General features: G+C 45.1%; 28 protein-coding genes. 12 read left to right on the forward strand and 16 right to left on the reverse strand.

Annotated elements, in window-relative coordinates; genetic code table 11:
• The first annotated feature begins 9 nt into the window (after positions 1-9).
• Genes thrC through moaE form a run of 4 tightly spaced genes read left to right on the forward strand, consistent with a single transcriptional unit; the run spans position 10 to position 3463 of the window.
• On the forward strand, positions 10-1452 hold the full coding sequence (gene thrC / locus NHB35_RS02440; RefSeq protein WP_353432813.1) for a threonine synthase: 1443 nt from the start codon (positions 10-12) through the stop codon (positions 1450-1452).
• 48 nt (positions 1453-1500) lie between these two features.
• On the forward strand, positions 1501-2724 hold the full coding sequence (gene glp / locus NHB35_RS02445) for a gephyrin-like molybdotransferase Glp (RefSeq protein WP_353433372.1): 1224 nt from the start codon (positions 1501-1503) through the stop codon (positions 2722-2724).
• Between the two features lie 18 nt (positions 2725-2742).
• Complete coding sequence (gene moaD, locus NHB35_RS02450) at positions 2743-3000, forward strand: molybdopterin converting factor subunit 1 (RefSeq protein ID WP_353432814.1); 258 nt, start codon at positions 2743-2745, stop codon at positions 2998-3000.
• A 1-nt stretch (position 3001) separates the two neighbouring features.
• Positions 3002-3463 carry a molybdopterin synthase catalytic subunit MoaE gene (gene moaE, locus NHB35_RS02455; RefSeq protein ID WP_353432815.1) on the forward strand — a complete coding sequence of 154 codons (462 nt, stop codon included), beginning with the start codon at positions 3002-3004 and terminating at the stop codon, positions 3461-3463.
• A 48-nt stretch (positions 3464-3511) separates the two neighbouring features.
• On the opposite strand, the gene NHB35_RS02460 is transcribed toward moaE, so the two are convergent.
• Both NHB35_RS02460 and NHB35_RS02465 read right to left on the reverse strand, forming a co-directional pair.
• Positions 3512-5143 carry a SulP family inorganic anion transporter gene (locus NHB35_RS02460; protein WP_353432817.1) on the reverse strand — a complete coding sequence of 544 codons (1632 nt, stop codon included), beginning with the start codon at positions 5141-5143 and terminating at the stop codon, positions 3512-3514.
• A 4-nt stretch (positions 5144-5147) separates the two neighbouring features.
• A complete protein-coding gene (locus tag NHB35_RS02465) occupies positions 5148-5549 on the reverse strand; it encodes a DUF2177 family protein (RefSeq protein WP_353432818.1) in 402 nt (133 codons plus the stop codon).
• 86 nt (positions 5550-5635) lie between these two features.
• Between NHB35_RS02465 and NHB35_RS02470 the strand changes: the two genes are divergently transcribed.
• Positions 5636-6076, forward strand: a complete 441-nt coding sequence (locus tag NHB35_RS02470; protein ID WP_353432820.1) for a universal stress protein — start codon at positions 5636-5638, stop codon at positions 6074-6076.
• A 92-nt stretch (positions 6077-6168) separates the two neighbouring features.
• Here the strand turns inward: NHB35_RS02470 and NHB35_RS02475 are convergent, their stop codons facing one another.
• Positions 6169-7521, reverse strand: coding sequence for a M23 family metallopeptidase (locus NHB35_RS02475; RefSeq protein WP_353432821.1), 1353 nt, complete (start codon positions 7519-7521; stop codon positions 6169-6171).
• A 211-nt stretch (positions 7522-7732) separates the two neighbouring features.
• Between NHB35_RS02475 and NHB35_RS02480 the strand changes: the two genes are divergently transcribed.
• Positions 7733-8869 (forward strand): mandelate racemase/muconate lactonizing enzyme family protein, encoded by a 1137-nt coding sequence (locus tag NHB35_RS02480; RefSeq protein ID WP_353432822.1) that lies wholly within the window; start codon positions 7733-7735, stop codon positions 8867-8869.
• Between the two features lie 78 nt (positions 8870-8947).
• Here NHB35_RS02480 and NHB35_RS02485 read toward each other — a convergent pair whose 3' ends face one another.
• From NHB35_RS02485 to NHB35_RS02500, 4 genes are all read right to left on the reverse strand, one after another.
• The gene (locus NHB35_RS02485; RefSeq protein ID WP_353432824.1) at positions 8948-10960 is read right to left on the reverse strand and encodes a TRAP transporter fused permease subunit; all 2013 of its coding nucleotides are present in this window, start codon (positions 10958-10960) and stop codon (positions 8948-8950) included.
• 87 nt (positions 10961-11047) lie between these two features.
• Complete coding sequence (locus tag NHB35_RS02490) at positions 11048-11998, reverse strand: TAXI family TRAP transporter solute-binding subunit (protein ID WP_353432825.1); 951 nt, start codon at positions 11996-11998, stop codon at positions 11048-11050.
• A 32-nt stretch (positions 11999-12030) separates the two neighbouring features.
• A complete protein-coding gene (locus tag NHB35_RS02495; protein WP_353432826.1) occupies positions 12031-12957 on the reverse strand; it encodes a dihydrodipicolinate synthase family protein in 927 nt (308 codons plus the stop codon).
• 12 nt (positions 12958-12969) lie between these two features.
• Positions 12970-13899, reverse strand: coding sequence for a 2-hydroxyacid dehydrogenase (locus NHB35_RS02500; RefSeq protein ID WP_353432827.1), 930 nt, complete (start codon positions 13897-13899; stop codon positions 12970-12972).
• 86 nt (positions 13900-13985) lie between these two features.
• Here NHB35_RS02500 and NHB35_RS02505 point away from each other — a divergent pair, with 86 nt between their 5' ends.
• Positions 13986-14927, forward strand: coding sequence for a 3-hydroxyacyl-CoA dehydrogenase NAD-binding domain-containing protein (locus NHB35_RS02505; RefSeq protein WP_353432828.1), 942 nt, complete (start codon positions 13986-13988; stop codon positions 14925-14927).
• Here the strand turns inward: NHB35_RS02505 and NHB35_RS02510 are convergent.
• A complete protein-coding gene (locus NHB35_RS02510; RefSeq protein WP_353432829.1) occupies positions 14920-16122 on the reverse strand; it encodes an MFS transporter in 1203 nt (400 codons plus the stop codon). The two genes, NHB35_RS02505 and NHB35_RS02510, sit on opposite strands and share 8 nt — an antisense overlap.
• A gap of 50 nt (positions 16123-16172) precedes the next feature.
• Here NHB35_RS02510 and NHB35_RS02515 point away from each other — a divergent pair, with 50 nt between their 5' ends.
• Positions 16173-16853, forward strand: a complete 681-nt coding sequence (locus NHB35_RS02515) for a cytochrome b/b6 domain-containing protein (protein WP_353432830.1) — start codon at positions 16173-16175, stop codon at positions 16851-16853.
• A gap of 9 nt (positions 16854-16862) precedes the next feature.
• Here the strand turns inward: NHB35_RS02515 and NHB35_RS02520 are convergent, their stop codons facing one another.
• Together NHB35_RS02520 and NHB35_RS02525 are read right to left on the reverse strand one after the other, a co-directional pair.
• Complete coding sequence (locus tag NHB35_RS02520; protein WP_353432831.1) at positions 16863-17315, reverse strand: cytochrome c; 453 nt, start codon at positions 17313-17315, stop codon at positions 16863-16865.
• A gap of 88 nt (positions 17316-17403) precedes the next feature.
• Positions 17404-18066, reverse strand: coding sequence for a site-2 protease family protein (locus NHB35_RS02525; protein WP_353432832.1), 663 nt, complete (start codon positions 18064-18066; stop codon positions 17404-17406).
• 28 nt (positions 18067-18094) lie between these two features.
• Here NHB35_RS02525 and NHB35_RS02530 point away from each other — a divergent pair, with 28 nt between their 5' ends.
• Genes NHB35_RS02530 through crcB form a run of 4 tightly spaced genes read left to right on the forward strand, consistent with a single transcriptional unit; the run spans position 18095 to position 19643 of the window.
• Positions 18095-18262 carry a hypothetical protein gene (locus tag NHB35_RS02530; RefSeq protein ID WP_353432833.1) on the forward strand — a complete coding sequence of 56 codons (168 nt, stop codon included), beginning with the start codon at positions 18095-18097 and terminating at the stop codon, positions 18260-18262.
• Between the two features lie 44 nt (positions 18263-18306).
• Complete coding sequence (locus tag NHB35_RS02535; RefSeq protein ID WP_172793433.1) at positions 18307-18444, forward strand: hypothetical protein; 138 nt, start codon at positions 18307-18309, stop codon at positions 18442-18444.
• Between the two features lie 9 nt (positions 18445-18453).
• Positions 18454-19233: a 4,5-DOPA dioxygenase extradiol gene (ygiD, locus tag NHB35_RS02540; RefSeq protein ID WP_353432834.1), complete on the forward strand. Its 780-nt coding sequence runs from the start codon at positions 18454-18456 to the stop codon at positions 19231-19233.
• Between the two features lie 32 nt (positions 19234-19265).
• Positions 19266-19643, forward strand: coding sequence for a fluoride efflux transporter CrcB (gene crcB, locus NHB35_RS02545; protein ID WP_353432835.1), 378 nt, complete (start codon positions 19266-19268; stop codon positions 19641-19643).
• 39 nt (positions 19644-19682) lie between these two features.
• Here the strand turns inward: crcB and NHB35_RS02550 are convergent, their stop codons facing one another.
• The 6 genes from NHB35_RS02550 to NHB35_RS02575 are packed head-to-tail and all read right to left on the reverse strand — an operon-like array spanning position 19683 to position 25178.
• Positions 19683-20669: a tripartite tricarboxylate transporter substrate binding protein gene (locus tag NHB35_RS02550; RefSeq protein WP_353432837.1), complete on the reverse strand. Its 987-nt coding sequence runs from the start codon at positions 20667-20669 to the stop codon at positions 19683-19685.
• An 11-nt stretch (positions 20670-20680) separates the two neighbouring features.
• Positions 20681-21202, reverse strand: coding sequence for a chromate transporter (locus NHB35_RS02555; RefSeq protein WP_353432838.1), 522 nt, complete (start codon positions 21200-21202; stop codon positions 20681-20683).
• Positions 21199-21738, reverse strand: coding sequence for a chromate transporter (locus tag NHB35_RS02560; protein WP_353432839.1), 540 nt, complete (start codon positions 21736-21738; stop codon positions 21199-21201). Before NHB35_RS02560 ends, NHB35_RS02555 begins: the two co-directional genes overlap by 4 nt.
• A 24-nt stretch (positions 21739-21762) precedes the next feature.
• On the reverse strand, positions 21763-22740 hold the full coding sequence (locus NHB35_RS02565) for a D-2-hydroxyacid dehydrogenase family protein (RefSeq protein ID WP_353432841.1): 978 nt from the start codon (positions 22738-22740) through the stop codon (positions 21763-21765).
• A 14-nt stretch (positions 22741-22754) separates the two neighbouring features.
• Positions 22755-24128, reverse strand: a complete 1374-nt coding sequence (locus tag NHB35_RS02570) for an MmgE/PrpD family protein (protein ID WP_353432842.1) — start codon at positions 24126-24128, stop codon at positions 22755-22757.
• Positions 24129-24182: 54 nt separating this feature from the next.
• Entirely contained in the window at positions 24183-25178 is a 996-nt protein-coding gene (locus tag NHB35_RS02575) for a tripartite tricarboxylate transporter substrate binding protein (RefSeq protein ID WP_353432844.1), read from the reverse strand.
• Between the last annotated feature and the right edge of the window lie 31 nt (positions 25179-25209).

The raw sequence follows: 25209 nt of genomic DNA on the forward strand, positions 1-25209 counted from the left end.
AGCAAATACATGCGTTACCAGTCCACTCGTGGCAATAGTCCACAACAATCTTTTTTAGAAATTCTGCTCGGTGGATTGGCGCCAGATGGTGGTTTATATCTTCCAACTCAGTACCCACAAATTACTCCTGCTCAATTAGATTCTTGGCGTGGACTGGCATACGCTGATCTAGCCTATGAAATTCTGAGCTTGTATTGCGATGACATTCCTGAGGCTGACTTACGTGCTTTATTGCGTAAGACCTACACAGAGCAAGTCTATTGCAATGGTCGTCCACAAGATAATGCGAAAGACATCACACCATTACATTGGTTGGGTGAGGAGCATGGAACACGCATCGGTTTATTAAGTCTTTCTAATGGCCCAACTTTAGCCTTTAAAGATATGGCTATGCAGTTGTTGGGCAACTTGTTTGAATATGCCCTTAAACGCGCTGGTCAACAGCTCAACATTTTGGGTGCCACCTCTGGGGATACCGGTAGTGCTGCGGAATACGCCATGCGTGGTAAAGAAGGTGTCAAAGTATTCATGTTGTCGCCACGCGGCAAGATGAGTGCATTTCAGTCTGCACAAATGTATTCCCTGCAAGACCCGAACATTTTTAACTTGGCGGTGGCCGGCGTTTTTGACGATTGTCAGGATATTGTTAAGGCGGTTAGTAATGATCACGCTTTTAAAGCGAAGAACCAAATCGGTACTGTGAACTCGATTAACTGGGGCCGCGTTGTGGCTCAAGTGGTTTACTACTTCCAAGGCTACTTATTAGCAACTAAATCGAGTTCTGAAAAAGTATCGTTTACTGTTCCGTCAGGCAATTTTGGTAATGTCTGTGCTGGGCATATCGCTCGCATGATGGGCTTACCAATTGAGCATCTAGTTGTGGCAACCAATGAAAATGATGTGCTAGATGAGTTCTTCCGTACTGGTGTTTATCGTGCTCGCAAGTCTGCGGAAACTTTGCATACATCAAGCCCTTCGATGGATATTTCTAAGGCAAGCAACTTTGAGCGTTTTGTTTTTGACTTTATGGGTCGAGATGGAAAAGCGACTGCAAGTATGTTCAAGCAAGTTGATGAGGTAGGTGGCTTTGATATCTCCAAAGAAGCGGTCTTTAAAGAGCTAGATCAGTATGGCTTTCAGTCTGGACGCAGCACCCATGCCAATCGTCTGGAAACCATCCGTGATGTCGAAAAGAAATACGGCATCATGATTGACACACATACGGCCGATGGAGTGAAGGTAGCGCGTGAGCATTTGCAAACTGGTGTGCCAATGATTGTTTTAGAGACTGCCTTGCCAATTAAGTTTGAAGAAACTATTCAAGAGGCTTTGGGTCGTCCGGCTGAGTGCCCTCCAGCATTCCAGGATATTAAGTCTAAGCCGCAACGCGTAGTCAATATTGATGCTGATGTAAATCAAGTGAAAGATTTTATTGCTACGCATCTCAATTAACTAATCAGAGATAAGCCAGTAATCAGTATTGTTATGACTAAGCTACCGATGTTGACTGCGCAGCAGGCCTTAGACCATTTGCTCTCACACGCAAATCCTGTTCATGAACATGAAAATGTTCCAGTGCAAGCTGCATTGGGTCGTATTCTCGCTGAAAACGTTCAGTCTCTAGTGGATGTCCCTCCTTTAGATAACACTTCGATGGATGGATACGCGGTTCGCACTGCTGATACTGCTAGTTCTGGTCAGGTGTTGCGAGTAGCGCAACGCATACCAGCAGGTTCGGTAGGCACCCAGCTAGAACCGGGAACTGCTGCGCGTATATTTACTGGTGCTCCAATTCCTCCTGGTGCTGATGCGGTAGTCATGCAAGAAGATTGTGCTATTCCTGAGGGATCGAATGATCAAGTGCTGGTTAATGCGGTTCCTGCGGCTGGACAGTGGATACGTCGGCGCGGAGAAGATCTGAGCACTGGAAAAACAGCGTTGACTGCCGGTATTTTTTTGCGACCACAAGAATTAGGGGTGGCTGCTTCAGCAGGTCTAACCCATTTGAATGTAAAGCGACGTGTGAAAGTTGCTGCATTCTTTACCGGTGATGAGTTAGCGCTTCCTGGTGAGCCTTTAAAACCTGGAGGTATTTACAACTCTAATCGCGACACTTTATTGGCTTGCCTTCGTTCTTTGGGTTGCGATGCAAGTGATTTAGGTATTGTTCCCGATCGTTTGGATGCGACTCGAGAGGCTTTGCGTTGCGCAGGTAAGGATCATGATCTCATCATTACCTCTGGTGGAGTCTCGGTTGGTGAGGAAGATCATATTAAGCCTGCAGTGACTGCTGAGGGTAGATTGGATCTGTGGCAGATTGCAATTAAACCTGGCAAGCCTTTGGCTTTTGGCGCCGTTCGTAAGTCAGATCAGGGTGATGATGAAGCATGGTTTATTGGATTGCCTGGTAATCCAGTATCCAGTTTTGTTACTTTCTTATTATTCGTCAGACCGTTTATTTTGAAATTGCAAGGCCGTGACATCACTGCGACACCTTCCTACTTTGTACGTGCTGATTTTGATTGGTTAAAGGCGGATCGTCGTAATGAATTCTTACGCGTCAAAATGAATGAGCGGGGTGGACTTGATATATTCCCAAATCAAAGTTCTGGAGTCCTCACCAGCGCATCTTGGGGTGATGGGCTAGTAGATTGCCCTCCAGGGCAGGCAATTCATAAAGGCGATCTAGTGAAATACATCCCTTTTGATGCGCTTCTCAAATAATCGGTTTACGATTAACTCATGAAACTCGAATTACGCTTTTTTGCTTCTTTACGAGAAACCTTGGGCGCATCGCAAGAGACTATTGAGGTGTCGGAAGAGGTAAAAACGGTATCTCAACTTCGTGCGCATTTAATTGCGCGCGGTGGGGTTTGGGCTGAAGCTTTGGCAGAGGGTAAGTCACTGCGCTGCGCCCTGAATCAAACCATGGTTGATGCTAATACTGCTTTGATCGACGGTGCTGAGGTGGCATTTTTTCCGCCAGTAACTGGGGGCTAATATGACTCAGTCATTGATCCGTATTCAAGAGAAAGACTTTGATGTCAGTTCAGAGATCGCAGCACTTCGAAAAGGTGATCCCAGAGTCGGAGCAGTTGTTACTTTTCTAGGTACTGTGCGTGATTTGAATGATGGTAGTCAAGTCAGGGAAATGACCCTGGAGCATTACCCTGGCATGACTGAAAAAGCCCTTGAGGAAATTGTTGCGCAGGCTAAATCTCGCTGGAATATCTATGAAGCTTTAATCATTCATCGAGTAGGTCCATTACTACCTGAAGATCAAATCGTTTTGGTTGCTGTCACTAGCGCACACAGAGGTGAAGCGTTTGCCGCCTGTGAGTTCATCATGGATTACCTAAAAACCGCTGCCCCATTCTGGAAAAAAGAAGAAACTCCTGATGGCGGTCGTTGGGTAGACGCTAGGGTCACAGATGAAGCTGCCATGGCTCGCTGGAAAAAATAATCATCCTTCATCACATCTAGGGTTATCTGGATTCAAGAGTCTTGGTAATTAGGAGTGTGTTACTGCAGCAATTCCAGACGCAAGGTCGGGATGTAAGCAATCTAATTCTAGGGTCTGTAGGTAGCCGCTACGTTGTGCCATTTCATAAGGTTGATGATCAAGACCACAGATGATGAGTTTAATATTCCGAATTTTGCATAAATGCGAAAGCTCCGTAATAGCTTCCATTCCAGAAGTATCGATGTAAATAACGTTCTTTAAATCTAAAAGCAAAATTTGCGATGGTAGGTTTTGCTCAATCTTCTCGAGCAGTTTTACTGCACCAAAAAAGATTGCACCATAAATACGATAGGCATCAATTCGGCCTTGATGATTTTCTAGTGCCGGATAGTGTTGAATATCAGCTGGTTCGCATCGTGAGAGACTGGATATGCGATAGATGAAAGTAATAAAAGCAAAGAGCAACCCCACTTGAACTGCAACCGTAAGGTCTAGAATAATTGTGAGTATGAACACACTCAGAATCGTGAGGCGATAGGGTAAACGAAATTGCTTGAGATCAATAAATTTTCGCCACTCACCCATATTCCATGCGACGTACATCAGAATGGCTGCCAAGCTTGCTAAGGGTATATCTTTTGCTAATGGGGCGGCAAACAGCACCACGACTAGTAGGGTACTTGCGTGAACTATTCCAGAGATTGGCGTTCTTCCGCCACTTTCAATATTAGTGACTGTTCGAGCAATCGTACCGGTTGCTGGCATGCCGCCAAAAAATGGGCTGAACAAATTAGCTACACCTTGTGCCATCAGTTCTTGGTTGGAGTTATGACGATCATGAATCAATCCATCTGCAACGCGCGCACAAAGCAGGGATTCAATTGCACCGAGTAGAGCTAGGGTCAATGCAGGTGTGACCATGTACTGCGCTGTACTCCAACTAATTGGAATCCATTCAAAATGCGGTAAGCTGGATGGAATGCCGCCAAAGCGACTGCCAATCGTATCTACTGGTAAGTTGAATAAGCCGGTAACAGTTGTAGCGATTGCCATTGCTACTACCGTTCCAGGAAGATGGCCAAGCCATCCTAATTTTTTCTGAATGAGTTTCCAGATTACGATAATGATCAAACTCGCGCTAGCAAGACCCAGAGCAACGATGTTGAAGGTATCTGCAGCCGCATAAAGCGCCTGTACCATAGGGAAAAATTGAGCGGGCATTTTCTCAACTGTGAGACCAAAAAAATCTTTGATTTGAGAAATACCAATCAAACAGGCGATACTGTTGGTAAAGCCAATGATGACAGCGATGGGAATGAAGCGCACCAAATTACCTAACCTAAAAACCCCCATGAGAAATAGCATCACTCCTGACATTGCGGTGGCAAGTAACAAGTTCGGAATGCCATAACGCTCCACAATTCCATACACAATCACAATAAATGCGCCAGCTGGTCCACCGATTTGGACACGGCTACCACCTAGAAGAGAGATGAGTCCGCCAGCAACAATGGCGGTAAAGATGCCTGCTTCTGGTTTGAGGCCACTTGCTATCGCGAATGCCATTGCTAAGGGTAGGGCAACAATGCCAACCGTAATGCCTGCTAATACATCCTTAGTCAAAAGGCTACGGTTGTAGCCTTGAAAAGAGTCCAGAATTTTTGGGTGAAAAAAGAACATGGTTTTAGGAGAATCGATTGCCTACCCAATAGGCTACGCCAGAACATAGGGCCGTCACAAAAGATCCCCAAGCAATATCAATGAATGCTAGCTTAGTTGGAAAATTTCGAATTACAGCCAGATTAGTGAGGTCATAGGTCATGTAGCAGAACAAGCCGAAGAGGGCTCCGTATATTAGGGCATCAGTACATGACTGTTTTGATAGAGCTGGGCCTATGACAAAAATACAGACCCCAAAGGCATAAATCAAATAGAAGGCCAGTGCGGCTATGAGCTTGGGTTCGCTAGCCATCAAATCACCCATTTCATTGCGATATAGGTTTTTTGCGATCCCTAAGAGCCAGACTAAATCGACCGTTAGTAGGCAGACTAGAAATGATAGGTAGATCCCAAAATATTTGAGCAATTAATTTACCTTTTGATCTTTTATAGGCGAATAATAAGCATTATGATGGAAAGAGTAGATTGGTAGTTAATTTAAAGGAGATTGGTATGTTTAAGCATTTATTAGTACCGGTAGACGGTTCGGATATCAGCAAAAAGTCACTCAAAAAGGTGGCTGAACTTGCTAAGGCGGACGGCGCAGCCGTGACTTTGGTTTATGTTTCTGATCCCCTTCCACCTTTGGTCTATTCCGATAGCACAATGGGTTATGGAATTTCCGCCAAAGAGCATAAGAAGGTTTGCGAAGCCTATGCCAAAGATGTCTTTAAAAAAGCTGCAACGGCTCTAGGGTCTAGCATTAAAGCAAAGACTTTGCATATTTCCAATACCAATCTTTCCGAAGGTATTTTGGATGGTGCCAAGAAGGCGAAGGCCGATGTGATTGTGATGGCCTCGCATAAGCGTACCGGCATCAAAGGCATCTTGCTGGGAAGTGAAACGCATGAAGTAATCGTACACTCTAAGTTACCAGTATTGGTATTAGGTTAATTAGCCAGCCCTCTCTAAAGGACTAAAAATAAAGGGGTTCATTTGAACCCCTTTATTTATTTGATCTTTCAATATCGTCTGATAACGATCGATTAGCGTGTAATCGGGCTTCCTAACAGTAAAATTTCTCTTGTTAGCTGACCACTTTCGTTATCACGCATCGACCATAAATCTAGTTGAGTTTTGGAGGCGTAGGGGTCAACATAGATGCCATCTTTTCTAAGTTCAAAGTGAAGGTGAGGCCCTGTTGATCTGCCAGTTGAGCCAACGTAACCAATTTCAAAACCCCTTCTCACTTCGTTTCCTAATTCCAGTTCATTGTTGTAGTTACTTAGGTGCGCATAGTACGTGTGATAGCCACCAGGATGCTCTAAAACAATGAGATTGCCAAAAGCACCGCTATATCCTAGATGCACCACTTTGCCATCAGCAACACTAAATACCGGTGTTCCAATGGGGGCGGCGTAGTCAATACCCATATGTGCCCGATAGCGTTGTTTTGTTTGGGTTGCTTGGGCTGGCTTGGTGACAGCAGTATTGGCTTTTGATCGCTTTGCGCCTCCTGACCGAACCATGCCTACGCCACGAGAAATGCGTCGATAGCTCAATGGGTTGGTCCAAAATGAGCGCTCTAGCGCTTCGCCGTTGCCAGTAAAAAATGCCCCCGGAATATCATTGCGACTTACCCAAAATGCGCTGGAAAAGATTTCATTATTAATTGGGTCGGTAATTTCGACGGCCCAGATCTGTGCCCATCTTTGGCGATCGCCAAAATCAACAATTAAGCGAACAACGCTATTTGTATTTTCTAAGGAATTATTGTCTTCTGGATAAATCTGTTTGATGATGGAGTTCAGCTCCCACACCAATTCAACTGGCAATTTATCGCCTAATTTACGCTGGTCATACAAGACTTCTTTGAGGGGCACCCGAATTTCAGAAAGGTTTTTAGATTCGTTCTTTAATAAATCTTGTTGAACCAAAAACCCGCCAAATGCGGATGGAGTGAAGGTCCATACTTCTGTCTTGCTATCCTGAAATGGGCCATTCATGATGCTCAGAGAGTCAAAGCGATTGCGAGTGGTAAAAGCGGCAGCGTAAGGGATGCAATCTCCACGCATGCGATCGAAGAATGATTTGGTCTGACTTTTGAAAAACTCTGAAAATTGACGGTTGTCGATCCCAATTGAAGCCGGAAGATTGTCTTCATTGAAGTTGCGTCGTAAGCAGCCTTGAACCACTCGGTAGTCTAAGTTGGCATCATTATCAAGAATGAGTTCGTTCGGATTTTTTCGTTGAAAGAGCTCAGGATTTAAGCTCATACTGGAACTTTTGGTATTTACTCCAGCGGATTTATCCTTAAACCCAATTTGCTTGGTAGTTTGAACGGCCACTTTTTTGCGGGGCTGGTTTGTTTGAGATTGCGCCAAGGGGCTAAAGCCCATGGATAGGCCTAGTAATAAACAGGCTAGCGGGCGCTGAAACCTCTTCACAAGCCGAGTTGGAGCTAAAGCATTTTTGTTCACCCCATCATTATCTAATAATGTTGCCCAATAGATTCAGAATTATGTTGTAGCGCAATAAATTCATCCGCTTTGCCACAAACTGACTATTTCAATACTGGCTAAAATGATTTTTTCAATAAAAGGAGTTTAGATGCCGATCATCGAATCAGTCCAGGTTGCATCAGTAGCCGTGCCGCTGGATAAAGTCACCTCATTTTCAACTCGGACTGTGTCTGAGCGCCACTATTGCATTGTTAAGGTTCGTGGCAAAGATGGCAATGAGGGTATTGGTTTTTGCTATGTCGGTAGCGCGGGTGGAGATATTGCGAAGATCGCGATTGAACAGCTTCTAGCCCCAAAATTGATTGGTCAAAACAGCCATCGCAGCGAAGGCTTATGGATGGATATGTATAACGAATCTATTTTGCAAGGGCGTGCAGGCGCGGTGATGCGTGGCATTTCTATTTTGGATAATGCTTTGTGGGACTTAAATGCTCGCGCTGCTGGTTTGCCTCTTCACCATTACTTAGGGTCTGTAGTGGATGATCGTGTTCCTGCATATGCCAGCGGCGGTTATTACTTAGATGGAAAAACTCCTGCAAAACTTGGAAAAGAAATGGAGTCCTACGTAAAGCAGGGCTTTAAAGCGGTAAAGATGAAGGTAGGAAGACTCTCCCCGACTGAAGAGGAGGCTCGTGTGAAAGCGGCCCGTAAAGCGATTGGTGAAGATGTTTTGCTGACCCTAGATGCAAATAATGCTTGGCGTGATCTGCCAACGGCGCTGGAGTATGTCAGACGATTTGAGGCTTATAACCCGTATTGGATTGAGGAGCCTTTCTCTCCAGATGCAATTGATTTGCATGCTGCTTTAGCTCGTCAAACTACCATCAATGTAGCTACTGGAGAAATGGAAGCAGGACGTTGGCGTTTTCGAGAATTAATTGATGCCGGTGGCGCTGCGATTTTGCAATCAGATGCCGCTGTTTGTGGTGGTATTACGGAATGGCGTCGTATCTCTGCTTATGCGGATGCGAAGGGTATTACTGTGTGCCCACATTGGATGCATGATTTGCATGCTCCATTAGTGGCTGCAACTCCAAATGCGCGATTCGTGGAGTTTTTCTTAGACGATCAAGTGCTCAATTTCCGTCGCTTAATTAATAAACAATTGACTTTCAAGAATGGCGATTTGATTTTGCATAAAACGCCTGGATTGGGCTTTGAGTTTGATGAAGCGGCAATTAAGAAGTACACCGGGAAAGATGCTTGGAAGAAGATTTCTAAGTAATTATCTAAACTCTCAATTTCCAAATAAAAAGCCCGCGATTTTTTAGTCGCGGGCTTTAGTTTTTATTGAGTAATCAATTTATGCGGATTTAGGTCGTAGCCTGATATGTCGAATGGTTTGAGTAACAAGAATTAAACCAAAGCCAATAAATCCAACAAGATCCGCTTCTGTCGATGGGTAAGCAAGCGCTACGCCAGAAGCCACCATAATGACGCGTTCGAAGACTTTAGTCTTTTCAATAAACCAACCTTGTAGACCGCCAGCAAGGCAGATAATGCCAACGACTGCAGTAAATGAGACCCAGCCAATCTGTGACCAATCCGCTTTTTCTAGAGCGTCAGTAGAGCCCATCAAAAGTAGGCTTACCCCAGACTTATCCAAGACAAACATAAACGGCACCAAGATTGCTGGTGCAACGTATTTCCAGGTCTGTAAGGTCGTTTTATAAGGATTGCCTTTGCAGATGGCGGCTGCTGCAAATGGAGAGAGCGCGGTCGGAGGCGATACCTCAGACAATACTGCGTAATAGAAGATAAACATATGGGCTGCAAATGCAGGCACACCTAAATTGATAAGAGCAGGAGCTGCAATCACTGCGCAGATGATATAAGAGGCGGTTACAGGAACTGCCAGCCCCACAACCCAAACAACTAGTGCAGTAAAGATGGTGGTGAGAAGTAAAGAGCCGCCTGCATACTGGATCACGATTGAGCTAAATTTCAGACCAAGTCCAGTCAGGGTCACCGTTCCAACAATTAATCCTGCGCCAGCACAAGTTGCTGCAATCGCGAGAACACCGGTAGAGCCTGAGGCTAAGGCCTTGGTGAGATTGGAGTTGTAGAGTCCAGAGATGAATGGCTCTTTTCCCTTAAACCATGACCATGGAATGATTGCGGTATCTTCACGCAACATACTGGACAGCGCTGAGACAACGGTTGCCCAGAACACAGCCATCACTGGAGAGAAGCCCAGCAACATAAATACCACAATAGAAATCAGGGAGAAGAAGTGGAACCAATATTTTTTAGTCAACTGCCACGCAGTTTCAACAGACTCGAAATGAATACTCTTCATCCCATATTTACGAACATCAATTTCTACCATGACAAATAAACCTAGATAGAACAAGATAGTCGGAATAGTGGCCATCAAGAGAACATCGAGGTAGGAGATCTTGAGGAAGTCTGCAATCAAGAATGCAGCGGCACCTAATACGGGTGGTGAAATAATCGCCCCCAATCCACCTGCAGCCAACAATCCACCTGCCGCATTTTTCTCGTAACCGACTTTCTCTAACATCGGCGCAGCAACTGAGCCAACAGTAACCGTAGTGGCAACACCTGACCCAGATGGGCCGCCCAGCAAGAATGAGGACATGACGATGGTTCTGCCAACCCCCGAGGATTTGCCACCCATAGCGGCAAATGAGAAGTCGATAAAGAATTTGCCTGCACCAGTAAATTGGAGGAAGGCGCCAAAAATAGTGAAGAGAATAATCAGTGTCGCGGAAACATCCACAGCCGTTCCGTAAATACCCTCTAGCGTCATGTACATATAACCTACTAAACGATCAAGATCGTAGCCCTTATGGGTCCATGGAGCAGGTAAGTGGTTACCAAAAAGTGCATACAACAAAAATAGGATGGTAACGGTGACCAGGATCATGCCGTTCGTACGACGTACGCTTTCCAGGATAAGCAAGATTAAAGCAATCCCCATTAAGACATCTGTAGGATTAGGTGCAGTATTGCGATCCATAAAATCATCGCCACCACTGAGTATGTAATACGAAATCGCAATAGATCCGATTGCAAACACAATATCCCAAGGCATCAAGCGATTTTTGAAGCGAGCCGCGATAGGAAAGCTCAAAAAGACCAAGAATAGAACTAGTGCAACGTGAATAACTCTTAATTGCTGGGTTGGTACGATGGAGTAGGCAGCATATAGGTGAAATAGAGACATGCCGACCGCAACCAAGGTGATGAACTTGGCCAATAAACCTTTGTAGTCATTAGAGTCACCTTCTTCTTGCTTGATAAACGCGTCTAGTTTTTCTTGTGTCTCATTATCGATGACGTTTTGATTCATGTCTCAACCTATTATTTGTAGTTTTTGTATGTTTATGTACCGCTCTAAATTAAAAGGGGCGAGATTAACTCACCCCTTGTCTCTCTTTTAGTTAACTTTGACGTTCTTTTCTTTGTAATACTTCAGAGCACCTGGATGAAAGTCAACCGGAGTTGCTTTTGCTTTCTGATTTTCAAGGTTCACATTCATATATTCCTGATGAGTGCGAACTAGATCCAGTTTGTTATCAAAAATAGCTTTGGTAATTTTGTATGCCTGATCATCTGGCATATTCGCATTGACTACTAAGATGTTTGCAACAGCAGCGACCTTGTTATCTTTGCTCATACCGCTATAAGTTGCCTTAGGAATATTGGTCTCAAAGTAGAGATTGCCGTACTTCTTATTCATGGCAGCCACTTCAGCATTGGTGTCAATCATGACGATTTTGGTACCAGGAGTGTTAGCAAGATCGGTTACTGCTGCAGTCGGTAATCCACCAACCCAGAAGAAGGCATCAATCTTGCGATCTTTAACAGCGTTTACAGACTCGGCTACGCTAAGGCGCTCGCGCTTTACATCTTTATCTTTATCTATGCCAGCCGCCTCAAGTAGACGGAACGCCATTACTTCTGTTGCGCTTCCAGGGGCGCCAGTACTAATGCGCTTGCCTTTGAGGTCTTTCATGGACTTAATGCCAGTTGAATCGACTGTTACTACGTGCATTAAGTTTGGATACAAAACTACCAAAGTTTTCAGGTCAACCTTCTTACCGCTAAATTTACCTTCACCAACCTGGGCATCTTTAGCAGCGTCTGCCATGGAGAAGCCAACATATGGTTTCCCGCTGCCGATAAGGTTGAGGTTATCTACAGAGCCACCAGTTACTTCCGCTGTTGCGGACATGCCAGGAACTTTGCTTGACAGCACAGAGGCTAAACCGCCACCCATTGGGTAGTAAACACCGCCAGTTCCACCGGTAGCGATAGAAATATTTTGTGCTTGGGCACTCATCCATAAAAAGCTAAATGAGAGCGCAATGATTTTTAATAATTTCATATTAATGTCTCCTAAAACTATAGTGAACTAAATTAAAGACCAGGCATACTGAAATTGATTTTCTTTAACTCGCTGATCAACTGGGCTTGTTGATCAGAAGTAAGTTGCATGAGTGGTGGGCGAACACGCAACCACTCTGAATCATTGCTGAAATGGGCTACAGCAGTCTTCATGCCAGCAATCATTTGATATTTAGCAAATACGCTACGCACCTTGTCGAGGTCAGCTTGACGCTCATCAGCGTTAGACTCTCTCCAATGTGCTGCTAAATCGGCGATTGCGTGTGGATTGACGTTCGCAGTTGCGGAGATGCAGCCTACGCCGCCTGCACGCAGAGTGCGCATCAGGAATACTTCGCTACCAGCATAAACACGGAAACCAGAGGGCGCCAATAGTTTGATTACGGACTCGGTATAAGCCCAATCTCCAGAGCTATCTTTCATGCCCACGACGGTTTTTGGATACTCTTTAGTTAAACGCTCGAGCAAGGACAGACTGAGATTGATTTTGGTAACAGGTGGAATGTTGTAGATATAAACCTGGAGAGCATCACTGCCGACTTTCTGAATCACTTCAGAAAAATATGCGAAGAGACCATCGTCAGTAACGTCTTTGTAATAGAAAGGAGGCAACATAAGTACGCCTGCACATTTTAGATTTACTGCATGACGTGTCATGTTGACTGTAGCGTCAATCGAGGTAGCGCCAGTACCAGGCATCATATGCGCTGGATTTAAGCCACCTTCCACTAGTGCTGTAAGTGTGCTCATTTTTTGTGGAGCTGACATGGAATTCGCTTCGGAGTTTGTGCCAAACACTGCTTGGCCAACACCATTCGATTCAAGCCATTTGCATTGCTTTAATAATTTTTGGGCATCTGGGTTGCCGTCAGCCTTAAATGGCGTGAGTACTGGTGAGAGTACCGCTGGCAATGTAGAGGGATGCAAAGTAAGGGGCATGCTGACTCCGTTTTAATAATGAACTTCTGATAGAAGTGGTTGTTGTGTAAAGAAAGCCTCTAAATTATCTACTGCTAATTTGGTCATTGCTACCCGTGTTTCCGAGGTGGCACTACCGATATGGGGTGTTAATAGGACATTATCAAGTTTTAGAAACTCGGGGTTTGGATTTGGCTCATTATTAAAGACATCTAATGCTGCGCCAGCAATCTTTTTATGTTGCAGTGCATATAAAAGATCAGACTCATTAACGACACTGCCTCGCGCAATATTAACTAAGTACGAGCTTGGCCCAAGAGCCTCCAGAACAGCCGAATTCACTAGATTGTCAGTTTCTGGTGTTGCTGGGCAAGCCAGGAAGACGACATCGCAAGCTTTAGCTAAGTCTTTAATATCAGGGTAATAGGTATACGGTACAGGTTTAGAGTTGGGGCCAGAGTAAGCAATCTCAACCTTAAAGGGCTCTAGGCGTTTTGCAAGGTCTTGACCAATACGACCCATACCCACAATTCCAACCCTTTTGCCCGCCAGAGTGGTGGTTAACTGGAAGAGACCTTTTGCCCAGGCTCCACTTTTGACGTGCTCTTGGGATTCAGGAATTCGACGCATGAGGCTAAGCATCATGCCAATGGCGAGCTCGCATACCGCATCATTGAGAACGCCCGGGGTATTGGTAGCTTTAATGCCTTTTGACTTCAGGTAATCCAAGGGGAGATTGTCATAACCTACGCCACATGTCGATACCAGTCGAATTGTTGGGATTTGTTTAACCAAAGCCTCGGGTAGTTTGGTATTAGAGCGAACTAGGATCGCTTGAAAGTTGCCAGGTGGGGGTGGTGCAGAGGGGTCTGGATGTCGGGTAGGGCTAAAGCGTCGATCAATTTCCGCTTGCATAATCTCTGGGAAATGGCCGACCTGTAACACCGAATTGACGGGAATCATGGTTGTCTCAATTTTTTATTGGAATAATGGGCTTATTGTATGAGGAATTTTAAAAAAGAGGCTTGAGCCTCTCTAGGAGAACATTGATGTTATTTACCCCAGCAGAAACCAAAGTAGTTGTTGTGGGAGGCGGGACGATGGGCGCCGATGTCGCAGCGGTTTGTGCTCGTGGTGGCTGTGCCGTTCAGGTGGTAGAGCCAACAACGGAGCGTCGTGCTTTATTGCCTGACTATTTTGTCAACACTATGACTGAATTGGGGTACGAGAATCGAATTCACTTATTGTCAGTTGCGGGAACGCTTGAAGAGGTGGATTGGTCTGATATTGACTTGGTGATTGAATGCGTGCCTGAGCGCTTGGATATTAAGCGCGAGTTATTTGCAAAATTAGAAAAATACGCAAAAGCAGAAGCGGTATTGGCAAGCAATAGTACGAGCTTTCCAATTAGCCAAATTGCTGAAGGTTTAAAAACTCCAGCCCGCATGATTGGCTTGCATTTTTTTATGCCTGCACATTTGATTCCTTGTGTAGAGGTTATTTATGGCGCAAAAACATCGCCCATGGTTGCTGATAGCCTCACCCGTTTGATGACGGCATGCGGCATGGTTCCGGTGACTGTAAAAAAAGATCTGCCAGGCTTTTTAGCCAATCGGCTGCAACATGCCTTATCGCGCGAAGCATTTGCTATGGTGGATGCTGGAATCTGTACACCAGAAGATATAGATAAAGCAGTTCGTTATGGCTTTGGCTTCCGTTATATTGCGGCAGGCCCAGCTATGCAGCGTGATCATGCTGGCCTTGAAATACATGCAGCTGGTGGCACGACGATCTATCCCACCTTAAATAATTCAGCAACGATTGCTAAGTGCTTAAGCGATCGAGTTGAAAGCGGTAAGTTTGGTATGAAGACTGGCGAAGGTTTTTACTCTTGGACTTCAGAGTCAATTAAAGCGGAACGTGAGCGTTATCAAGACGCCTTACGTGAAGGCCTGAAAATTATTCAGAAAGAATTGCCAAAAATTAAGTGATGTCGCGAATGTGAAACTTGTGCAAATTTGGCGCAAGTTTATAGGTGATCAATACCACTGCTAACGTAGCGACACCACCAAAAATAATAGAGGGCACTAAGCCTAAGAGGCTAGCTGCAATGCCAGACTCGAGGGCGCCCAATTCATTTGATGACCCAATAAAAATTCCATTGATTGCGCTGATGCGACCGCGCATATTGTCTGGAGTTGTCAATTGCACAATACTGCTCCGTATCACTACAGAAACGGAGTCACAACAGCCCGAAGCGAATAAGAAAAATGCGCATACCCATAAATGGGTGGATAAACCAAAGCCAATAATGGAAATTCCAAAGCCCGCAACGGATAGCAGCAAATACTTACCCGAGTCATTTAGGATGGGGCGGCTAGCAAGATAGATCCCCATGAGAACGGATCCTGCGGCTGGCGCGGCACGTAAAATGCCAAGAACTTCTGGACCCGCATGAAGAACATCACTCACAAAAGCGGGAAGAATTGATACGGCACCTCCAAAAAGTACTGCGAACATATCCAGTGCCATGGTGCTTAGGATGAGTTCATGCTTTCTGACGTAATCAAACCCCTGCATAAAGCTTTTGAGAAAGTGCGTAGATTGAGCCGATTTTTCTGTGTGGGCTTTGATCAAAGTAACACCATAAAGACTAACGAGTCCACAAAAAGCTGCCAAAGCATAAGTCCATGTCAGATTGGTAAAGCCAATCATGAGGCCACCTAAGCCAGGCCCAGCCACTACGCAAATTTGGAAGGAGGCATTACCGTATGCCATGTATTTTGTGAGTTGCTCGCGCGGAATGATTTGACCAAAGAGCGCTTGATATGAGGGACGTAATAATGCTCGAGCAATGCCAATAAAACCGACTGCCGTATAGATCAGCGGAACGGGTGGAGATACCCAATCTAACGCAATGGCGCATAAAAATAATGCGACGAGCACGTGAATAATCGCAGCGATTGCGGAGATGACTTTACGAGAGTAGTGGTCTACTGCATGACCCGAGTAGAGCGCTAATGCAAAGTAGGGTACGAGTTCTGCAAGACTAATCAATCCCAGTGAAATCACGCTATGGGTAATTTCATAGAGATGCCATCCAACTGCCACCATCGTAATTTGATAGCTTAGGGTGGCGCCAATACGATAGATCAGCAGGGTTTTAAAGGCTTTGCTTGGACTCATTTTTCATGAGTTTAAGGGAATTCTTGTTTTATCTGATTTATCCTTAGGGTATGAAGAAAATCATTCGCGTTTGGGATTTACCAATCCGCTTGTTTCACTGGTTGCTAGTTGCTTGCATTATTGGAAGCTTGGTGAGCATTCATTTATTTGATAATGCGGTTGAGTTGCATGCCTACTTTGGGTATTGCATTTTGACTTTGTTGATATTTAGAGTAATTTGGGGTTTCGTGGGATCAAGGCATGCGCGTTTCGCCTCTTTTATTCCCAACCGCCAATCAATCCTTGATTATCTTCAAGGTAAATCTCCGCGTTTTTTGGGGCACAACCCGATTGGGGCTTTATCCGTTTTTGCCTTGCTATTTATTTTGTGTGTGCAGGTGCTCACTGGATTATTTGTAGATGATGAAATCGCGTTTCAGGGGCCGTTGGCAAAATATGTGCCAAGTTGGTTATCTTCATTTTTATCAGAGATTCATGAGAGCAACCAAGTCATTATTTACACGCTAGTTACCATTCATATTATTGCTATTTGGTACTACAAGAGATTTAAAGGTGAAAACTTAATCAAACCAATGATTACGGGCGATAAAGAAATTGACCCAAGCGAAGAAGCGAGTTATTTGCTTTCTGACTCGGGTCAAGGTTCCAAGGATGGAGCTTTGCAACGGGGTTTAGCTTTATTGCTCTTAAGCTTGATTGCCGTTGCTGTGGGTTACTTCATTACGCGTTGAGAAGGCGCTTTATTTTTTCTTGAAATCATCGTGGCAGTTTTTGCAGCTTGCGCCTGCTGCTGCAAATGCTTTCTTAATGCTTTCCAAATCACCAGACTGTGCGGCGGTATTAAGATTGGCAACAGCAAGTTGCATTTTTTCAGAAGCAGCTTTGAACTTCGCGTTATCAGACCAAATATCAGCTTGCGCTTTACCACCTTCGGTGCCGGTGCCAAATGCTTGCCATGGCAAAGTCGATAGTGTCGCTACAACTGCAGCATTTTTTGCAACTTCATCTTTGTTATAAGGCGCTTCACCTTTAACAACAGCACTAATTTTTCCAAAGGAATTCGCCATCACAGTAAATACGCTTTGACGATATTTGATGGCATCTTCCGAGTTTTTAAATTGGGCAATTGCTGTGCCAGCACCTATTGCAAGAATCGTGGCTGAGCTTATTAGTACTAGTTTGTGCAGTTTCATGGAGAACCTCTCATGCGTTATGTTGTGAATCGAGACCGCTTAATGTGAATTCAGCATACTCCAGATTATTAGGTTTTGCTGAATGTTCTTAAAAGAGCATTTGTAGGGGGTAGGTAAGCAGATAAATAGCGCCCTTAAAAAACGCCATTAGAGGATCCATCCAAAGGGCGCCAATAATACCGGTGAAGACAAGACCTAAGACAATAAAGAATCCCCAAGGCTCAAGCTTTCCAAATGCAATCGACTGCCTTGTTGGTAATAAGCCAGCAAGAATGCGCCCACCATCAAGCGGCGGTATTGGGAAGAGGTTGAAAACGAGTAGACCTAAATTCCAGAGGATGCCCGCTTGCGCCATGGCAATAAAAAACTTTTCATCTATCCCTAGGCCAATAAGCAGAATCAACAAGATCGCCCAAATCAAGGCTTGAATAAAGTTGGAGCCTGGTCCTGCTAGGGCAACCCAAATAGAATCGATTCTAGGATTACGTAGACGACCAAAATTGACGGGAACAGGTTTGGCATAGCCAACCAAAAAGGGGGAGCCCACCAAAATTAACGCTAATGGAATCAAGATGGTGCCAACGGGATCAATGTGCTTGGCAGGATTGAGACTAACCCGCCCCAACATATAGGCAGTGTTGTCCCCAAATCTACGGGCAGCATAGCCATGGGCTGCTTCATGGATGGTGATAGCAAAAATCAAGGGAATCGCATTAATTGCGATAGCTTGGATAGAATAGTCAGTAATCATGGCAATATGATATCCATAGGAGCTAAAAGTGACTGACGATAAGAAATCTGATCCCAAGACCCCCGCAAAACCTGTTGCTGCCAAGCCTCCGGTCCGCCCCCCAGCCCCTAAGGGCCCATCTGGCCCTGCTGGAAGGCCTCAGGCTGGCTTTGGTGGCGGAAAAGGCATGATGCGCAAGGCTGGTCGCGGTCGATAGTGGATAATTGCACTCATTATTAATGTGTTTACAGAGGATTTAGCATGAACGAATGGCATAACGAATCTAAAGAAGAAGTTAACAAAAAGATCATTACCTTGATCGTGATGTTGGCTGCAGCAACTAGCTTGGCGATTTTGTTTGCATTGGTAGCTGCTCATACTGGTTACGTATTCGGTTAATCAACCTGAATGACTAGCCATCGCCAACCTGCAATTTTTGCTGGCCATGGCAGTCCGATGTATGCAATTGAGCCCAACCGTTATACAGCGGCTTGGACTGCATTAGGAAAATCGCTTAAGCGTCCTGATGCCATCTTGGTAATTTCTGCGCATTGGGTAACTCGAGGAACTTGGGTTACCGCAATGGCAAAACCAAAAACGATTCATGATTTTGGTGGCTTCCCCCAAGCGCTTTTTGATATTCAATATCCCGCGCCAGGAAGTCCCGCTCTCGCTGATCGCGTCAAAGAGTTGCTCAGTGTTCCGATTGTTCTTGAAGAGAATGAGTGGGGCATTGATCATGGCGCTTGGTCAGTACTTAAATATTTATACCCCAATGCGGATGTACCCGTTGTACAGCTAAGCCTTGATGGCTCAATCTCAGCACGAGCGCATTACGATTTGGCCAAGCAACTCAAGCCTTTGCGCGATGAAAATATTCTGATTCTATCCAGTGGCAATGTGGTGCATAACCTACGCACGATTCACTGGCAAGATAATGCACAGCCATATCCGTGGGCTAAAGACTTTAATGAATTCTTTGTCGCTCAAATGGATGCTAATCATCATCAGCCATTAATAGAGTGGGAGAAGTATGGCGAGGTAGCACATCTTTCTATTCCTACGCCAGAACATTATTGGCCAGCTTTATATACCTTGGCATTGCAACATGAAAATGAGCGCGCATCCATTTTTGTAGATGGAATCGAAATGAGCTCCATCAGTATGTTAGGTTTTTCTGTTCAATAAAGATTAGCGACGGTAAAACGCGAAGATAAATTATGTGGCTATCTATTCTTGCAATATTTTTTGGAGCGGGTTTTGGTGCTTTATTCAGAGCGGGATTTAATATTCTGACTGTTGGTACTGCCTCAATTATTCCTTTGGGGACTTTGCTCTCTAATATGGTGGGCGGTTATTTAGTTGGTTTGGCGGTTGCTTACTTTGGCAATAATCCACAGCTATCGCCCGAGTGGAAGCTATTAGTCATAACGGGTTTTTTAGGTGGCTTGACAACCTTTTCTAGCTTTTCTGCGGAAGTAGTTGGTTTTATTCAGCGCGGTGAATTTACCTGGGCTTTGGGTACAGCAATGCTGCACCTCGTCGGCTCCTTGGTATTAACCTTTTTGGGCATTCTGACCTATCAGGCTTTGAAATAAAAAAGGGGGCTTATTAGCCCCCTTGATCAAAAAAACTGCTTATTCCGGTTTGATATTCGCCGTTTTGACAACGGTGCTCCACTTCGCAGATTCTGATTTGATGAGTGTCGCAAAATCTGCTGGTGTCCCACCACCAATTTCATTACCTTGAGACAACATTAGCTCTCTCAACTGAGGATCTTTGAGTGCTTCATTAGCAGCAGCATTGAGTTTGTCGATCACAGCCTTAGGCGTTCCCTTTGGCGCAATCAAACCTTGCCAATTTAAGACTTCTACTTTTGGATAGCCTGCTTCAGCAAATGTAGGAATATTGGGGAGTAGTGGTGAGCGCTTCTTGCTGGTGATGGCAATTGCACGTAACTTATCACCCTTAATGCTCGGCATCGCAGAATACATTTGATCGAACATCATGGTGACATTGCCTGCCATGAGGTCGGTTAGGCCTGCTGAACCGCTCTTATAGGGAACATGGATCATGTCAATGCCTGCGCTCTGTTTGAATAACTCGGCAGACAGCTGATGACTCCCGCCAATGCCGCCTGAGGAGTATGTCAAGGCGCCAGGTTTGGCTTTAGCGGCGTCCACAATTTCTTTAACAGTTTTGTATGGCGAGCTGGGATTTACAACTAGTACTAGCGGACCTTTTTCAATCAAGATGATTGGCAGCAAATCAGTTTCTGGGTCGTAGCGAAGATTGCCAAATAAGGTTTTATTAACAGCCATTGGAGCAAAGTTGCCCATACCAATGGTATAGCCATCTGGAGCTGCTCGCGCAATGAATTCAGTGCCGATATTGCCGCCCGCACCTGGTTTATTGTCGACAATAATAGGTTGCTTGAGAATGACGCTCATCTTCTGAGCAATTTGACGACTGCGCGCATCTGAACCGCCGCCTGCACCATAAGGTACGATGAAATTAATTGGTTTATTGGGGTAGTTAGCTTGTGCAAAGGCAGTTGGAGTGGTGAGTGTGGCAACTCCCAGTAGTGTCGATGCCAATAATTGAATGGGTTTTAGTAGATTCATATTAACTTTCTTTAGATAAATCCCAGAATACCGAGGAGGGCGCCAATCGCAATGAGATATAAAGGATGCCATCTTGTGAATAAGGTAGTGGCAATTGTGCCAAGCGTCAAGAGATAAGCAGCAAGACTTTGATTAATTTGCAAAGCAATTTGTAAGGCAGAAGAGAGTACCAAGCCAATAGCCAATGCTGCAGCTGCATACTGAATTGATTTCTTGTGGTGAGAGTTTTGAATTCCTAGAATCAGACGCTGAAGATAGTAGATCAGAATAGATGATGGCCACGCAATAGCCAGCGTTGCAATCAGCGCGCCAATCACACCATAAATATGCCAGCCTAATAGAGTGACTGTCATGAAGTTTGGACCTGGCGCTGCTTGTGCAATCGCAAAGTAGTCAGAGAATGTTTGTAAGTCGATCCAGTGTTCTTGATTGACAGCCAAGTTGAGAAGTACTGGCAGTAGGGCGTTCACGCCCCCAAAAGCAATCAAGGAGAATGCAGAAAGCTTTAAGAAAAGACTTAGTAAGATACTCATTCTCGACCAGCCTTTTTCCAAGCGAGAACTAATGCAAGTGGGGATGAAATGAGCACCACCCATCCCAAGCCTAAATGGAAATAACTGGCAGTAATCATCGTCAACGCAACCACCAATAGCATTGCTGGAAAACGAAACTCATCCTTGAGCATTTTGAATCCAGTAGATGCAATCAAACCAACACCCACAGCAGAAATTCCGCGCAATAATCCTTTGACGGTTTCAAGATAGCTGTAGTGCTCGTATAAAACTGCTAATAGCATCACTATTGAAATAGGGCCTAGAGTTAGGCCAAGCACACTAGCAATCGCTCCACGCGCGCCTCCAAATCGCGAGCCAACGCAAACGGCCAGATTCACGATATTGGGTCCAGGCACTATTTGGCAGATGCCAAGAATGGCGCTAAATTCTTCCGAAGTCAGAATTTTGTCACGCTCTACAAGTGTTCTTCTAGCCCAAGGTAAGACCCCTCCAAAACCAGACATACCGATTTTGCTAAAGCTGATAAACAGCTCAAGAGGCGTTAGTGTTTTCAAAATGACTTCGACTTTATTTGGGCTCTAGCTTGGCTTATAAGGATGTGGAATAGGTTTTTGATCGAGCCAAGCTTCTAGTGTCTCGGTAATACCTTTAGCAAAAGCCTCAAAAATAGGTTCGGCAATAAATCCTAGGTGTGGTGTCACCAAGAGGTTTGGAGTATTACGTAGCGGATCTTTTTCGGGGAGAGGTTCGATATCAAAAACATCAATTGCGGCCTGACCTGGCTTACCTGCAAGCAATGCTTTTTGTAAGTCACTCATATTAATGAGGGCTGAACGAGAGGTGTTTACTAATATTGAATCGGGGCGCATTAAGGATAGCTGATCTGCGCTAATAATTCCCTTGGTTCCAGGTCCCGCCACTAAGTGCATCGACACAACTTTAGATGTGGATAGTAGTTCATCCAGACTAACTGACTTAGCGCTCTCTGCTGCAGCGCGTTCTGGTGTCATGCGAGGACTCCAGGCTACAACCTCCATACCAAATGCAGCGCCAACACGGGCAACTCGGCTACCAATAGCGCCCAAGCCCATAATGCCCAAGCGCTCGCCTGCGAGCATCGGAAGAACTGAAAGTTGATCACGCCAACCACCTGACGCAATCAGTTTGTTTTGTTCAATGAGGCGCTTTGATGCACCCAAAATCAATGCCCATGTGAGTTCGGCTGTAGTGTCCTTAGAAGGACCACCTGGAGAGCAGGCAATCGGAATATTGCGTGCTATTAGTGCGGCTGCATCTAGAGTACCATTGCGCTCCCCGGTAAACATCAGAAATTTCAGCTTCGGTAGGCGTGCGATCATGGCTTCATTAAATGGTGCACGATCACGAACAATCGCAATTACATCAGCATCCTTTACAACTTCATAAAGAGCCTCATCACGTAAAGGCTCATGATGAAAAGTCAGCTTAGCTTGTTTATCTAATTTTTCCCAATTCGAGAAACGACGCAATGCGCGTTCGTAATCTCCAAGAATGACGATATTAGGCAATGAGCTCATAAATACTTTCTAAATTAATCTGGTGTGCAAAGACTGATGATCTGTTTGAGATCGGAAGCTTGTCCTAGTTTCCACAAAGCAGAGATGAGTTGACGAGTTTTTTCTTTGCCAATGACAGGTTCAGCAAGGTTGGTGAATTTTTGCTCTAAGTTAGCATCGCTCATTGGATTTTCCAGGGAGCCAATTGCATTCTTCACAAAAATATGAACTTCTTTACCGTTCTTCAAGAAGGCTTTTACATCAACAGATGCTTCGCTGATAGAGGTATCTGTAGTCGCGTTAACTTTAGCGCGTAATGCCACAACATCCGGGCGATTAACAATGTCATCGGCGTATTCGCCTTCGCCTGCTTGACCAAAGATTAGGCCAACAGCGCAACCATGATAGACACTAAATTTACCTTCGAGTCCATCCTTCGGTGTCTTTTTACCAGTAAGCTCTAGTACGAGTGGGTGAACACGTAATTCAATGCGTTCAACATCTTCAGCTTTTACGCCTTGAGCGCGCAATTGTGCGCAAGCATCGATCGCAGGGTGAATCACAATGCCGCATGCAAATGGCTTATAGGTATTTAGTGAAATCTCAAATGATTTACCTAGTTCGCGATCGATCTCTGACCAGTCGCATTTAGTTGAAACAGTCTGCATATAGCCACGACCTGCCTCAAGCGCTTTAGGGCTTGCTGTGAAACCATGCTTCGCTAGTAGAGCAGAAAGTTGACCTGCACGAGCAGCACCGCCTGGATGAAAAGGTTTTGTCATCGTGCCAAATTGTTCACGCATTCCTACGGGTTGCGAAGCGGCGATTCCTAATGCCATAGTGGTCTTTTGTAAATCTAAGCCCATTAAGCGAGCGCATGCTGCTGCAGAACCGAGTGTGCCAGTGGAGCCGGTGATGTGCCAGCCACGGTGGTAGTGATCGGGATACATGGCATTACCAACACGACAAGCAACGTCAATGCCAAGAACTAATGAATCGATAATCTGACGACCATTTGCACCAATGTGTTCACCAAGCGCCAAGATGGCAGAGGCAACAGGACCTGCAGGATGAATTACTGTTTTCAGGTGAGTATCGTCAAAGTCAAAAGTGTGCGAGCTAATGCCGTTAATTAAAGCTGCACCACCCATGTCTACTTTGTCTTTGCGACCCAAGATGCTGGCTTGAGGGGCGGGCTGGAATTCGCGAACGGCTGCTAAGGAAGACTCCACGCTTTCATGATTTGCCGCGCCAATTGCACAACCAAGCCAATTTAAGAATGTGCGGTGTGCCTCATGATCTACCTCAGGAGTCCAGCCTTGGGTTGGATGAGAGTGAACAAACTGAGCGAGCGTTTTAGTAACTGGTGGCGCATTAAGATCGGCAGCTGCGGCAATAGCATGAGACATATGATTTCCTGTGAATGAGCAATTAATATAGGTAGTTGATTGGTATTTGTTGATTTATTCAATTTCAATATTGCGATCTTTGGCGACTTTTGCCCAGCGTGCAATATCTTCTTTTATGTAGTTGGCAAACTGAGGTGGAGTCATTGGCATGAGCGTCATGGCTTCACTTGTCATTTTTTCCGAAAAGTCTGGGCTAGCAAGAACTTTATTAAGTTCAGTATTGAGTTTTGCAACAACTGCAGGAGGCAAGTTTGCGGGGCCTACGATTCCATACCATTGCTGACCATCAAAGCCATTAAATCCCAACTCTTTAAAAGTGGGAATGTTGGGTGCAGCAGAACTGCGCTTGGCACCAGTGACCGCAAGTCCGCGAACACGGTTGGTATTGATATAGGGTAAAGCAGCAAACAGTGTGGGGAGCATAGCTTGTGTTTGACCGGCTAATAAATCAGTGTAGGCGGGACCTACACCCCGATACGGGACATGAACCATAAAAATACCTGCAGCTAATTTCAGTTGCTCCATACCTAAATGCGTTAGGGTGCCTGGGCCTGCAGATCCGTAACTGAGTTTGGCGGGATTCTTCTTTGCATAATCTACAAACTCTTTGAAGTTTTTGATTGGCAATTCTGGATTAATGATGAGTACGTTTGGTGTGGCGCCGATCATGCCAATTGGCGTGAAGTCTTTGATTGCATCGTAAGGTAGGCGACGAACCGCTGGATTTGTTCCATGAGTGCCTACGTAAGCAACCATCAAGGTATAACCATCTGCTGGAGCTTTAGCTGTAGCTTGTGAGGCAATTGCACCACCGCCACCGCCCATATTCTCAACAATCACGGGCTGGCCGATTGAACGTGAGAGTTTTTCAGCAGCAGCACGGGCGATATTATCGAGTCCGCCACCCGCAGCAACTGGGGCAATTAACTTAATCGGTTTGGTTGGATAAGTTGGCGCTTGTGCGTGGACATTGATGTTTACGAACAAAGCTAAAACGACAAACAAAAAAGATAAAAAAATCGGCTGTTGCCGATAGAGGGTATTAGACATGTCTCAGGCCTAGAGTTGTTATTTAATAGTT

Origin of the sequence: Polynucleobacter sp. MWH-UH23A (assembly GCF_040409805.1) — a bacterium.
In the GTDB taxonomy this organism is placed as follows: domain Bacteria; phylum Pseudomonadota; class Gammaproteobacteria; order Burkholderiales; family Burkholderiaceae; genus Polynucleobacter.

What these genes read in the sequence shown, in the direction of transcription:
- NHB35_RS02470 (WP_353432820.1), top strand. Translation starts at nt 5,636, where the DNA reads ATGTTTAAGCATTTATTAGTACCGGTAGACGGTTCGGATATCAGCAAA.
- crcB (WP_353432835.1), top strand. Translation starts at nt 19,266, where the DNA reads ATGTGGCTATCTATTCTTGCAATATTTTTTGGAGCGGGTTTTGGTGCT.
- NHB35_RS02575 (WP_353432844.1), bottom strand. Translation starts at nt 25,178, where the DNA reads ATGTCTAATACCCTCTATCGGCAACAGCCGATTTTTTTATCTTTTTTG.
- NHB35_RS02515 (WP_353432830.1), top strand. Translation starts at nt 16,173, where the DNA reads ATGAAGAAAATCATTCGCGTTTGGGATTTACCAATCCGCTTGTTTCAC.
- moaD (WP_353432814.1), top strand. Translation starts at nt 2,743, where the DNA reads ATGAAACTCGAATTACGCTTTTTTGCTTCTTTACGAGAAACCTTGGGC.
- NHB35_RS02500 (WP_353432827.1), bottom strand. Translation starts at nt 13,899, where the DNA reads ATGATTCCCGTCAATTCGGTGTTACAGGTCGGCCATTTCCCAGAGATT.
- NHB35_RS02520 (WP_353432831.1), bottom strand. Translation starts at nt 17,315, where the DNA reads ATGAAACTGCACAAACTAGTACTAATAAGCTCAGCCACGATTCTTGCA.
- NHB35_RS02505 (WP_353432828.1), top strand. Translation starts at nt 13,986, where the DNA reads ATGTTATTTACCCCAGCAGAAACCAAAGTAGTTGTTGTGGGAGGCGGG.
- NHB35_RS02565 (WP_353432841.1), bottom strand. Translation starts at nt 22,740, where the DNA reads ATGAGCTCATTGCCTAATATCGTCATTCTTGGAGATTACGAACGCGCA.
- NHB35_RS02475 (WP_353432821.1), bottom strand. Translation starts at nt 7,521, where the DNA reads ATGGGCTTTAGCCCCTTGGCGCAATCTCAAACAAACCAGCCCCGCAAA.
- NHB35_RS02485 (WP_353432824.1), bottom strand. Translation starts at nt 10,960, where the DNA reads ATGAATCAAAACGTCATCGATAATGAGACACAAGAAAAACTAGACGCG.
- NHB35_RS02495 (WP_353432826.1), bottom strand. Translation starts at nt 12,957, where the DNA reads ATGCCCCTTACTTTGCATCCCTCTACATTGCCAGCGGTACTCTCACCA.
- NHB35_RS02490 (WP_353432825.1), bottom strand. Translation starts at nt 11,998, where the DNA reads ATGAAATTATTAAAAATCATTGCGCTCTCATTTAGCTTTTTATGGATG.
- NHB35_RS02510 (WP_353432829.1), bottom strand. Translation starts at nt 16,122, where the DNA reads ATGAGTCCAAGCAAAGCCTTTAAAACCCTGCTGATCTATCGTATTGGC.
- NHB35_RS02550 (WP_353432837.1), bottom strand. Translation starts at nt 20,669, where the DNA reads ATGAATCTACTAAAACCCATTCAATTATTGGCATCGACACTACTGGGA.
- ygiD (WP_353432834.1), top strand. Translation starts at nt 18,454, where the DNA reads ATGACTAGCCATCGCCAACCTGCAATTTTTGCTGGCCATGGCAGTCCG.
- thrC (WP_353432813.1), top strand. Translation starts at nt 10, where the DNA reads ATGCGTTACCAGTCCACTCGTGGCAATAGTCCACAACAATCTTTTTTA.
- NHB35_RS02570 (WP_353432842.1), bottom strand. Translation starts at nt 24,128, where the DNA reads ATGTCTCATGCTATTGCCGCAGCTGCCGATCTTAATGCGCCACCAGTT.
- NHB35_RS02480 (WP_353432822.1), top strand. Translation starts at nt 7,733, where the DNA reads ATGCCGATCATCGAATCAGTCCAGGTTGCATCAGTAGCCGTGCCGCTG.
- NHB35_RS02555 (WP_353432838.1), bottom strand. Translation starts at nt 21,202, where the DNA reads ATGAGTATCTTACTAAGTCTTTTCTTAAAGCTTTCTGCATTCTCCTTG.
- NHB35_RS02525 (WP_353432832.1), bottom strand. Translation starts at nt 18,066, where the DNA reads ATGATTACTGACTATTCTATCCAAGCTATCGCAATTAATGCGATTCCC.
- NHB35_RS02535 (WP_172793433.1), top strand. Translation starts at nt 18,307, where the DNA reads ATGAACGAATGGCATAACGAATCTAAAGAAGAAGTTAACAAAAAGATC.
- moaE (WP_353432815.1), top strand. Translation starts at nt 3,002, where the DNA reads ATGACTCAGTCATTGATCCGTATTCAAGAGAAAGACTTTGATGTCAGT.
- glp (WP_353433372.1), top strand. Translation starts at nt 1,501, where the DNA reads ATGTTGACTGCGCAGCAGGCCTTAGACCATTTGCTCTCACACGCAAAT.
- NHB35_RS02460 (WP_353432817.1), bottom strand. Translation starts at nt 5,143, where the DNA reads ATGTTCTTTTTTCACCCAAAAATTCTGGACTCTTTTCAAGGCTACAAC.